The following is a 10,940-nucleotide window of genomic DNA, read 5'->3' as shown; positions in this document are numbered from 1 at the left end:
AGACCATTTGGGGGATGGGTTACCGATTGAGAGGATGATTAATGATTTTTTAAGATTTCGGTTAATCTTCTATTAGGATCTGATGATTAGAATGAAGAACATCAGATCGAAAAGGAGAATGTGCAATGAAAAAGTTTTTAATGGTCGTCATAACGATAGCGCTCTTGGCCCCGTTTCTATACCTTCCTCCATCAACCCATGCTGCGCCTGTACTCGACAAGGCCGCGATCGACAACTATGTTGAACGTTATTTGAAACGGAATGGACTGCCGGGTGCTTCGATTGTCATCGTTAAGGATGGCGAAGTTATCCAAGCGCAAGGCTATGGGCATGATTCCGAAGGAAACCCCCTTACAGAAAACTCATTACTGCGAATTGGTTCTGTATCCAAACCATTTACCGCATTTGCAGTGCTGCAGCTTATCGATGAAGGAGCAGTCAAGCTGGATGATCCGGTCATCCGGTATTTACCTGAGCTAACGATGGATGACGACAGATTTGGGCAAGTAACGATACGCCATCTGCTCAGCCACACTTCCGGGATTTCCACTCCAACCATTGTGCCTAAGGCGGATACTTTGGAGGAAGGCGTCAAGCGTATTCACTCGTGGAAGCTTCAATCCAATCCCGGGGAACGACATTCCTATAGCAATGCGAACTATTGGATCTTAGCATGGCTGGTAGAGAACGTAAGCGGCATGAAGTTCGCCACATATCTGGACACGAAGGTGTTCGCTCCGCTCGGCATGAACGACTCCCTCTCGCCTGTGAATTCTGGCGATGCGATTCCAGGGTTACCTCGCGGGTATGTCACGGCCTACGGAACGGCAATCCCAATATCTGAGTTGGAGCAAATGTTCACCGGTGCAGGCGGGATTGTTACTACGGCTGCGGATATGGGAAAATGGCTCTCTATGCACACCAATGACGGGGTAAGCGCATCAGGAGAACGATTATTGTCTTCATCCTTACTGGATGAATCGTATTCCCCGCAGCCTGGAAGTGAACATTACGGTCTGGGCTGGTCGTTTAGTTCTTCGGATATTAAGCCGCAACGAATACAGCATAGTGGAGCATTATCAAGCTATCAAGGTCAACAAAGCATCCTACCAAGCAGCGGTTATGCAGTAGCAGTAATGCTTAATAGCTTCACAACTACCTTCGAGCATGCATATGAGATGAGCTCAGGGATTATACAGCTGACCGAGGGACAAGCACCTGCAATGAAGGCTTCGGTCCCTACAATAATTGATTACTCGCTTGGTTTTCTTACCTTGTTATATATAAGCTTGGGAATCAGGGGGATCCTGCGCAGTAAAAAGTGGTCTGACCGACGCCAACATCATTCAGCTTTGCGATACTATCTGCGGTTAATCCCTCAATTGATTCTTATTGCAGGGATAGGATGGTTAATGTTTATTGTTCCGGAATTGCAGAATAATAGTACGACGACCCTGGATGTTTTTCGCCTATGGCCGGCTTTGGCGATCCTGTTAGCGATAGTCTTCTTATGTGCGGCATGCCTTACAGGGATGAGGGTGTATTACCGGCTAAAAGGGGGCAGAACCTAGTGGAACCGGCTGTTCTGGCAACCATCGATTTGACGAAGAAGTACAAGGAACAGACCGCTCTGGATCATGTGAACTTGGTGGTGGAAAAGGGAGATATATACGGATTTATCGGGCAAAACGGGGCAGGGAAAAGTACGCTGCTGCGTATCGTGACGGCACTGGCCCGCCCAACAAGCGGATCTGTCCGCTTGTTCGGAGAAAGCAGCGAGGCAGGGCTGATCGAAGCCCGGAAGCGCGTAGGGGCGATCATTGAAAGTCCGACATTATATCCCGATATGACGGCTTATGATAATCTTGAAGTCCATCGATTGCTCCGGGGCATCCCGGGCAAGGCATGCATCTCAAAGACGCTTGCCCTCGTCGGACTTCAGGATACCGGGAAGAAGAAGGCAAGGAACTTCTCACTCGGCATGAAGCAGCGTCTGGGCTTGGCAATCGCCTTGCTGGGCGACCCGGAGCTGCTCATTCTCGACGAACCGACGAATGGCCTTGACCCTGGGGGCATCGTAGAGCTTAGAGAGATGGTCAAGAAGCTGAATCGCGAGTTGGGATTAACGATTCTGATCTCCAGCCATATCTTGAGCGAGCTTCATCAGATGGCAACGAAGTACGGCATCATCCATAGAGGCAGACTGCTGGAACAAATTACTTATGAACAATTAAATGAGAAGTGCAAGCAGCATCTTCGTATCCGAGTCGATGATGCAAGCAAAGCCGCAACTGTTCTTGATATGGAACTGGGCACCCGGGATTATGAAGTTCTGCAGGATGGCACAATCAAGCTTTACAGCCTCTATCACGATGTCAGAAGGGTATCTATGGCTTTGACAAGCAGCGGCCTGGTGATTGAATATTTTGCGCCAGGCGGGGATGACTTGGAAAGCTATTTTACCAAACGGGTTGGGGGCGGATCTCATGATTAATTTGTTACGCATGGAGCTGTTCAAACTCGGAAAAAATAAAATGTTCTGGACACTGACCATCATCGTAACGGTTGTTTTTGCCCTCCTGCACTATCTAATCACCATCGAATGGTGGAAGATGAATAACATATTTATGGACGCGGGTCTGGAGATGTTCTCTTCGCTTGCACTTGCTACAACCCCGTTCTACTTCATGCTATACTTGAGTACACTTACCGGATTTTTTGTTGCAAATGACTTTACGATAGGTGTCGTCAAGAACATCGTCATGAGCGGGAATCGCAGAAGTCATATTTTTGCAGCCAAGCTGCTTATACTTGCACTCGGTTCAAGTATTCTAGCTCTGGTATGTCCGCTCCTTGTAACCATTGGCGGGAAGCTATTGTTCGGATTTGGCGCAATGACAGACCCGTCGGCATTGGGCTATTTGGCAAGAGCGCTTTGCTTGTTCCTCATTCATATGATGGCCCTCGTTGCCTTATTGATGCTGATCGCGCTGCTAGTCGAGGATAGCGGAAAAACCATTATTATCTCCGTCGTAATCGCATTATTAATTTCCGTAGCAGAAGTTCTGAGACCGTTGCCGGGAATTCTGGAAACGTTGTATCGCTATTCGATCTTCCATCATCTTATCGATTCCTTCCGGATCAGGATGACCTATACCGATGTTATCCAGTCTTTAGGGGTTGGAGTGGGCACCATTCTAATTCTGGTGTTCTGCGGGAATCTGGTGTTTAAGAGAAAAGAGATTAAATAAAGATAGTGAAGGGGGAGGGAAATGGTCTATATAGCGATCGCTGCGGTTCTGCTTATGGTTGTTTCTCTCCTTCGCCTTGTCATGATCAAGAAGGAAATGAGACGCTTATCGATCCAGGTCGAACGCTTCCATCAAGGCTTGAGCGGGAAGAAAGTCGATATTGCGTTGGTGGATAAGGATATCGAGGAGCTTGCCGGAAATATCAATCAATTAATGGACCTGACGGTCCAGTCGAATAGGGACCGAATACGCAGCGATCGCGAATTGAGACAAGCGATCGCTAATATGTCCCATGATTTGAGAACGCCGCTAACGGCTATTATCGGGTATACCAAATTATTGGCAGTCCGTTCTGTCACGGACGAGAAACGACAGGAATATATGTCTAGTATCCGCTCCACAGCCGATCGATTACATACGTTGCTCCAGGATTTCTTCGAGTTGTCTCTCGTGCAATCTACGGATTATCAACTTAAGCTTGAAGCGGTGCAAATCAATCCATTGTTATGGGAAGTACTGACCGGATTTTATGACCAATTTGACGAGCGGGACCTGGAACCCGACCTGCAAATAACGGATGAACGGTTGATTGCCAACGTGGATCCGTCAGCTGTCAAACGTGTAATCGAAAATCTAATCAGCAATGTGCTCCGGCATGCGACAGGAAAGGTAGAGATTAGCTTGAAGGGGGATGAGGGGAATATTGTGCTCATCTTCAAGAATGAAGCAGACAACTTAAGCGAGCAAGACATAGACAGACTGTTTGATCGCTTCTACACAGCGGACCGGTCAAGATCAACTCGTAGAACAGGCTTGGGTTTATCTATTGCCCATAGTCTCATGTTAAAGATGAACGGGCGATTGACTGCAAAGCTCCATGACGGGTACGTGGAGATGAGATGCGAGTGGAAGCGAATTTGAAATCGCTGTTTGAGTGATGCGGTGAACCGTATCATAAGTGACGGCGAAAAACTTTGAGTAGGAGTCTGCGTTGGCTATTGCTAATACTTTGCTCGACGCTTTCAGAAGAGGCAGCGTAATCTCTTGGCAAAGCCTCGATTGCCAAGCGCCGAGCTTCGGTTTATGGCAGGGGGTTTCTAAGAGTTCGCTATGCCGTATTTGTCTACAATTCGCTCGGCTTGGTTGGGCTGGCCCTTACCTTTAGTGATCAAGTCGCGAAGGCTGCCGCTTATGTAGATGCCCCAGGAGTCCGTACAGACGGGGTAGCACTCATACGTGGGAACGAGGCCTACGTGCGTAAATCGAACTTCTGTTTTGCCGTCGTCCTTCTTGGTGATTTCGAAGACAATGTCGGTATCCGTCCACTCGCTCTTGTGCTTTACGAAGCTAAAGTAGTTGTCTGCAATGTGCCAAACAACCTTTTTGCCTGGAACAAGTTCAGTGATTTCTATGGTGCAGCGGTGAATGTCTTGGTGGTGGTACTTAAATTCACCGAGTTCGTTGGTCTTGCCCTCAATTTCTTCAGACCACCACCCGCGGACGTTAGTGATGGCGGCGAAGACTTCTTCGGGGCTTTGGTCTACCGTAAATGAAGTGCTGTAATTTTGATCCATACAAGTTATCTCCCCTCGTTAATTGTTGACTACACACCGAGTATATAATTCGTACTTGCAAAACACAAGTGCGTATTTGCAAAACGCAAACACAAATTGTATAATCATTCTCATGAAAAAGCGATCTTCCACAGTTTGTCCAATCGTATATGCGCTCGACATATGGGGTGATTCCTGGAGCCTAGTCATACTTCGTGATGTCCTTATTCATAACAAGCGGTATTACCGAGAGTTTCTTGCTTCACGCGAGCACATCTCAACTAATATTTTGAGCGCACGGCTCCAATCGCTCGTTGAAGCAGGCCTGCTCGTCAAGATAGAAGGAGATTCAAACCGCGCACAAACCATGTACCGGCCAACACAAAAGGCACTGGACCTGTTTCCGGTCGTTTTTGCCATTATGAACTGGGGCTTGAAATACAACCCCAATACCGATATGACTATTCCGATCATGCAAGAACTAACAACAAACGAAAAAGGGCTGGAGCTGCGCCTTTTGCAGAATTTCGACGATATTACATCATAAAATCGCGTCGCAATTCCTGCGTTCTTAAGCCATGAAAATAGATGCATAGGGAGAAAGTATTGATATCGGTCTCGAAGCGATCGGTCAACACAAACTGAAAACAGTGGATTTTAGCCCGGGGGCACTCTAATGAGTGCCTTTGTTTTATTTCAAAAACTTGCCGTTACAGAGAGCGCGGGGAACCGTACCCAAACGGGGCTAATCGATAGGTGTGTCAATGCGGTCCCGATAGTAGTCAAAATACAACTGATTTTGCGTACCTCTCACGGCATAAAACACATCGGATACGGACTTGCCCCGCTGCCGCAGTACCTGCTCCAGCCATTGGGCGGTCAGCCCGTTGTGAGCGAGATTATCTTCCATGATTATGCCGTCCATAATCAGCTCGACAGGAAATGACTGGACGGCCGCGGCGTGTAGCTTCAGATCCTTGCGCGTCACCCACTCATACTCGCTTTTCTTCTTGACGGACAGCTTCCCGTGATCCTCCAAGCAAGCGTACTCGACCTCCTCCATATTAAAAATATCTTTTTCGCGCAAAGATTGGGCCAGGGAGTCCAACGTGTAACGGATTTTTCGCATGTTGTCCTCGAGAACTTTGCCATTCTCGATAACGACGGTTGGAGTGCCGGATACCAACCGGTTCCATGCCCGGTTTTTGATCGCGATCTTGGACACGAGGAAAGAGATGCCGAAGAATATCAGCAGCGATACGACGATGAGCCAATGGTTGAGCTTATCATTAAACGCCAAATTCGCCGCAATAGCGCCCAGCGTAATGCCGCTCACGAAGTCATGGAAGGTCATATTGGATATCGTCTGCTTGCCGAGAATTCTCGACGTGATCATGAGGAGGATAAAAGCGGCGATCGTTCGAAATATAACTTCCACGTATGCTTGCAATGGGCAGACTCCTTCTTTTTATTTCTGGGAACTGTCGTACGGCTCGATAACACACTATTAACGGTTGGAGTCGGTGTTATAACTCTTTAACATTACGGGCTGCAAAGAAAAGGTCACATCATAAGAATGGCCTTAGATTTGCCTTTATAGACGGCGCGAAGTACCTTAGATTAAAATAATTGTCGACTCAGAACGCAGAATGTATGGGTTTTCGTCTGGATTCCGCCAGGTGAACCTACGTTTTCTACTGGTTATTAGCCGTCTGAGCGCCAGTTCTCCATAGAATCCCTGACTATTTTGACCTCATAGAACCCAGATTTTAGCCTTGCCCTTCTCAGGTGATCGGACATATCCTCGCATTAACGATCGGAATCCACGTTTGTATTTTCGTGCCATCCAGTATCCGAGTTTCCAAAATACCGTGCGATCTACTTTGCTGTATATCGTCGCTGTGTGGTCGGTATATTGGTAAAAACTTGCCCATCCTACAAGTTGCCGGTTAAGGCTTTCAACCAAGTCCATTTTGTTCATACCGTAGTTGCCTGACAGTTGTTTGACTAGTTTCTCGGTAATGCGGCGGTATTTCTCCCATGGTATGGATGAGATAGGGCGCATTCGTCCCCGGGCTCCCCGTTCGCGAATAATCCGATGGCCTAGGAAGTTAAAACCATCGTTTACATGCGTAATATGTGTCTCTTCCATATTTAACGTGAGCTTCAGCCTATCTTCGAGAAATCCCCGACATTCATAATGGCAGCCGCCAGCTGAAGTGTGCATCACAACATGAGTATCCCATTCAGAAAATGATTATTTCCGTCCGGAAATGTGCAGGAAACCATATGATGAATATCGACCTGAATCCTCATTAATCATTACGATTGTTTATGAGCGGCAGAGGTCACTGCATATAGGAATGTTAGCGATCTAGTTTCACACCAAATTGCACATAAAGGATGAAGAGGAATGAGCAGAAAAAAACGTTTTGTCCAAGTGGGAACCGGCGGTAGAGCGGAGCTGTTTTTTGCCGCGATTGCTACTGATTATCGGGAAACGTCGGAGTTGACTGCGTTTTGCGACGTTAATCAGACGCGAATGGATTATGCGAATAAATTGCTGACGGAAAAGTACGATTATCAGGCTGCTAACACTTATAAGACCGAACAGTTCGAAGAAATGATCGCTGTGGAAAAGCCGGATGCCGTCATCGTGACCAGCATTGATCGTACGCATCATCATTATATTATTCGCGCGATGGAGTTAGGCTGCGATGTTGTGACGGAAAAACCAATGACGGTCGACGAGAAGAAGTGTCAGGAAATTCTCGATGCAGTCAAGCGTACCGGGCGTAATATGCGTGTGACCTTCAACTACCGATATGCGCCGCATCATACGAAAGCTAAAGAATTGATTGCGAACGGGGTGATCGGCGAAGTATTTTCCGTCCATTTCGAATGGCTGCTGAACACCCGGCACGGGGCTGATTATTTCCGCCGTTGGCATCGGGATAAGCGCAACAGCGGAGGGCTGTTGGTTCATAAATCGACTCATCACTTCGACCTGGTCAATTTCTGGATCGATTCCCAGCCTGAGACGGTTTTCGCGTTTGGCGATCTGCGATTTTACGGCAAAGAAAATGCTGAACGCCGCGGCGTCACTAAGTTTTATGACCGGGCAACCGGCAATCCTCTGGCCAAGGACGACCCATTCGCGTTGCATATGGACCAAAACGAACAGCATAAGGCACTTTACTGGGATGCGGAGCATGAGGACGGCTATCTCCGGGATCAGAGCGTCTTCGGCGACGGCATTAATATCGAAGATACGATGGGGGTCATGGTCCGTTACAAAAACAATGCCATCCTGACTTACTCCTTGAATGCCTATCTGCCATGGGAAGGCTACCGTATCGCCTTTAACGGCAGCAAGGGACGATTGGAAATGGAGATCGTTGAACAGTCATACGTGAATGCAGGCGGGGAAAAATCCGATGAAGGAGCTCTGCTTGGACAGAAGATCGTCGTTCACCCCATGTTCGGCGCTCCGTATCAAGTGGAAGCCGAAGAAGGAATCGGCGGACACGGTGGCGGCGATACCGTTATGTTAAACGATATTTTTGGTACGCCGGTCGAAGATCCGTTTCATCGGGCGGCAAACCACGTTGACGGAGCACGTTCAATACTAACGGGCATCGCGGCGAATCGCTCTATCCGCACAGGCCTTCCAGTTCAAGTAAATGAATTGGTGAAATTCTAGTAAGCAGGGTGGGAAGGTATGAGTGGTCACCGGATCTTTATTGTCTTAGAGGATGGGTCCTCCTAAATAGAAAATGAATACTCCGCATACGAAGATGATTGCAAACGTTCAATCAACTAGAAATTGAATAGGTACATCATCTATTCCCCATTTCATGATTATCGACCTGAATGGCCTTGATCCTTACATTATAGAAGAGGCGAGATTCGCTAAGCATTTCTGACAGTGATGCTTATGATCTCACTGCAATCATCTGACGATAAACGTGACAAAGGATGGATAGACAATGAGTTATCAATTAAACGATTTTGCGTTCGATTTGCGGGCGAGTCTGGCGCCGTCCAATCATATCTGGGTCGGAAGTGGTTATAGCACGGTCGCTCCGCTGACGAATACAGTAGCAGGCGTAAAAGGTTTGTTTTCCCCGCCTTTCGCGGCGCGAGACGTACAGCTGTTGCTGAACATTGAAGCGGACGGGCATCAGGTAAGCGACACTGGCAATTTGGGCAAAGGGGACTGCGGACTGTTGTTCGCAGGTGCAGAGTGGCGGCCGGATCGCATCGCGCGGAGCGGGACGTATCATTATTTTCACGAGGATCGGCTCATTTCTTTATTTGTCAGCAGCCGGCTCGTGCCGCTGTCGGATCAGGCTGGATTCTTTGTATCCATAAAAATCACGAATCGTACGGAGCGGAGTATTGAGGTTTCCGTTTTGCCCGAGTTGACCCCGGGGCGGCTGAATCTTCAACCGTTGGACGATTGGGATTACGGTCATCCGGCACCAGGTGAGGTTGCGCACCTGATCCGGGAAGGCGTATGGGAAAACGAAAAAGTGCGGATGACGTTATATCAAGAAGGACAGGAGCCGACCTTGTTGGGATCGGGGGAAGAAGCGGAATTCCGAGTGGGTGTCGTGCTGACACGCAGCGGAGAAGCAACGATGACTCCACAGAGTTTGGCGGCTTGGGAGAAGTGGACAGAGTCTGCTTGGCAAGACCGAATTGATCGCCTCTGCGCATCGGTGCCGCGGCTGGATAGCGATATTCCCGGTCTGAAGGATTATTATTTGCGTTCTCTTGTCAGCGGCCTGATATGTCTCTGGGAGCACCCCGGATTTGCCATGCAGCCTTTCCCGGTCGTATCGGGCATTGAAGGAGCAGGCATCTGCTGCTATCCCTGGGACACTGGCGGGTATGCAGGCCGACTGCTCTCGCTAATGATCGGCAGCGATAGCATAATGGAACTGGCGAAGCTTATGGCCAACAGCGGAATAGAAGAGCATTCGCGATTCTCGCCGAGCGGGGTAGGAAAAGACGTTCCGTACGCATACAGCTTATGGTCTTTCTTCAATTTGATCTGGAGCAACGTCGAGCAGCACGGGGAAGGCTTGGAGCTGTACGGCAAGATGAGGAAGCTGCTCCTGAGCGATGAGGATAGACTGCCTGCCTGGGGCGAGTTGCTCGATTATGGCCAGCAGCACAACTTGCTTGAAATGCGCAGCGCTGCGCATGAGCACGTCATCTCCAGCCCGAATGCCGAGCGGGCCTGGTGCTTTGATCGTCTCGCCGATTTTGCCGAGCGTCTGAACAACGGGGAAGCTGTGGCTTGGCGTAATAAAGCGGAACAAATTCGTCGTGCAATTCGAGATCAGTTGTGGGACGAGGAGGCAGGGTGGTTCGTCTGTCGATACCCGGATGGTCATTTAGAAAGAGTATACACGATCCAGGCCTATGATACACTTCGAATGGGCGTTTGCACCAAATCGATGAAGACAGCCTTGCTCTCTCACTTGCGGGAGGGAGCCTTCCTCGCCCCATACGGCGTTAGTAGTATTTCCGCCGAAGACACGGTACATTACGAGCTCAATGATCCCGATTGGTCGGGAGGAGGCAGTTATACGGGAGAAGCCACCATACTGGCACTGACGTTGTGGGAAATCGGAGAAGCCGGCTTGGCGTGGGATGTATTGAAGCGACTTTTGTGGATGGGGCGTCATTTACCGTATTTTCCTCAGGAGCACTATTGCGACCGCCCGGCAGTCCCTGCTCACAAACGAGCCAACGTCATCGCGGGATTGTCCGGTGCTGAAGCCATACTATTCGGTATGGCCGGTTTGAAGCCAGGCGCTGACGGGACATTGACCGTGGAGCCGCAACCCCCGCTCGAAGGAAATGTGTCCATTACGGGATACCCGTATCGAGGCCGTATGATCGATGTTCATATGCAGCCGGGATTTTGCAAAATCATCTGCGATGGCATGATCATTCACGAAGGGCTGCCCAAGCGCTGCATCCTCTAGTCGATCAGGAAGCCGTGAACCCATAAAGTTTTAAAGAGGTACACGGCTTTTCTCTCCTCAAAAAGTACGGATACACCTTGAAGAAATTGATTAGAACGTGACAGGAAATGATTCCGTTCGCTGGCGAAAACCGG

Annotated in this window: 10 protein-coding genes; 7 read left to right on the top strand and 3 right to left on the bottom strand. The window is 48.9% G+C overall.

The window, feature by feature from the left end:
- Nucleotides 1–125 precede the first annotated feature (125 nt).
- From IEY46_RS28665 to IEY46_RS28650, 4 genes are read left to right on the top strand one after another with little or no spacing between them, the layout of a single operon-like run.
- Nucleotides 126–1,571 (top strand): serine hydrolase domain-containing protein, encoded by a 1,446-nt coding sequence (locus IEY46_RS28665; RefSeq protein WP_188997590.1) that lies wholly within the window; start codon nt 126–128, stop codon nt 1,569–1,571.
- Nucleotides 1,571–2,494, top strand: coding sequence for an ABC transporter ATP-binding protein (locus IEY46_RS28660; RefSeq protein WP_188997588.1), 924 nt, complete (start codon nt 1,571–1,573; stop codon nt 2,492–2,494). The genes IEY46_RS28665 and IEY46_RS28660 overlap by 1 nt, the downstream gene beginning before the upstream one ends.
- Nucleotides 2,487–3,251: a DUF2705 family protein gene (locus IEY46_RS28655; protein ID WP_188997586.1), complete on the top strand. Its 765-nt coding sequence runs from the start codon at nt 2,487–2,489 to the stop codon at nt 3,249–3,251. Before IEY46_RS28660 ends, IEY46_RS28655 begins: the two co-directional genes overlap by 8 nt.
- Before the next feature lie 21 nt (nt 3,252–3,272).
- Complete coding sequence (locus IEY46_RS28650; RefSeq protein WP_188997585.1) at nt 3,273–4,172, top strand: sensor histidine kinase; 900 nt, start codon at nt 3,273–3,275, stop codon at nt 4,170–4,172.
- Between the two features lie 176 nt (nt 4,173–4,348).
- Here the strand turns inward: IEY46_RS28650 and IEY46_RS28645 are convergent, their stop codons facing one another.
- The gene (locus IEY46_RS28645; protein WP_188997584.1) at nt 4,349–4,825 is read right to left on the bottom strand and encodes an SRPBCC family protein; all 477 of its coding nucleotides are present in this window, start codon (nt 4,823–4,825) and stop codon (nt 4,349–4,351) included.
- Between the two features lie 112 nt (nt 4,826–4,937).
- Here IEY46_RS28645 and IEY46_RS28640 point away from each other — a divergent pair, with 112 nt between their 5' ends.
- Nucleotides 4,938–5,351, top strand: coding sequence for a winged helix-turn-helix transcriptional regulator (locus IEY46_RS28640; protein WP_188997583.1), 414 nt, complete (start codon nt 4,938–4,940; stop codon nt 5,349–5,351).
- A gap of 198 nt (nt 5,352–5,549) precedes the next feature.
- Here the strand turns inward: IEY46_RS28640 and IEY46_RS28635 are convergent, their stop codons facing one another.
- Nucleotides 5,550–6,254 (bottom strand): DUF421 domain-containing protein, encoded by a 705-nt coding sequence (locus IEY46_RS28635; protein WP_188997581.1) that lies wholly within the window; start codon nt 6,252–6,254, stop codon nt 5,550–5,552.
- Nucleotides 6,255–6,557: 303 nt separating this feature from the next.
- Nucleotides 6,558–6,869 (bottom strand): group II intron maturase-specific domain-containing protein, encoded by a 312-nt coding sequence (locus IEY46_RS37150; protein WP_373288911.1) that lies wholly within the window; start codon nt 6,867–6,869, stop codon nt 6,558–6,560.
- 348 nt (nt 6,870–7,217) lie between these two features.
- Between IEY46_RS37150 and IEY46_RS28625 the strand changes: the two genes are divergently transcribed.
- Nucleotides 7,218–8,507, top strand: a complete 1,290-nt coding sequence (locus tag IEY46_RS28625) for a Gfo/Idh/MocA family oxidoreductase (RefSeq protein WP_188997580.1) — start codon at nt 7,218–7,220, stop codon at nt 8,505–8,507.
- A 286-nt stretch (nt 8,508–8,793) separates the two neighbouring features.
- Complete coding sequence (locus IEY46_RS28620; protein ID WP_188997578.1) at nt 8,794–10,806, top strand: MGH1-like glycoside hydrolase domain-containing protein; 2,013 nt, start codon at nt 8,794–8,796, stop codon at nt 10,804–10,806.
- The last annotated feature ends 134 nt before the right edge of the window (nt 10,807–10,940 follow it).

This window comes from Paenibacillus nasutitermitis (genome assembly GCF_014641075.1).
Lineage (GTDB): Bacteria > Bacillota > Bacilli > Paenibacillales > Paenibacillaceae > Paenibacillus_Z > Paenibacillus_Z nasutitermitis.
Note: the sequence above shows the minus strand (reverse complement) of the source record. Positions and strands in the feature narration are given on the sequence as shown.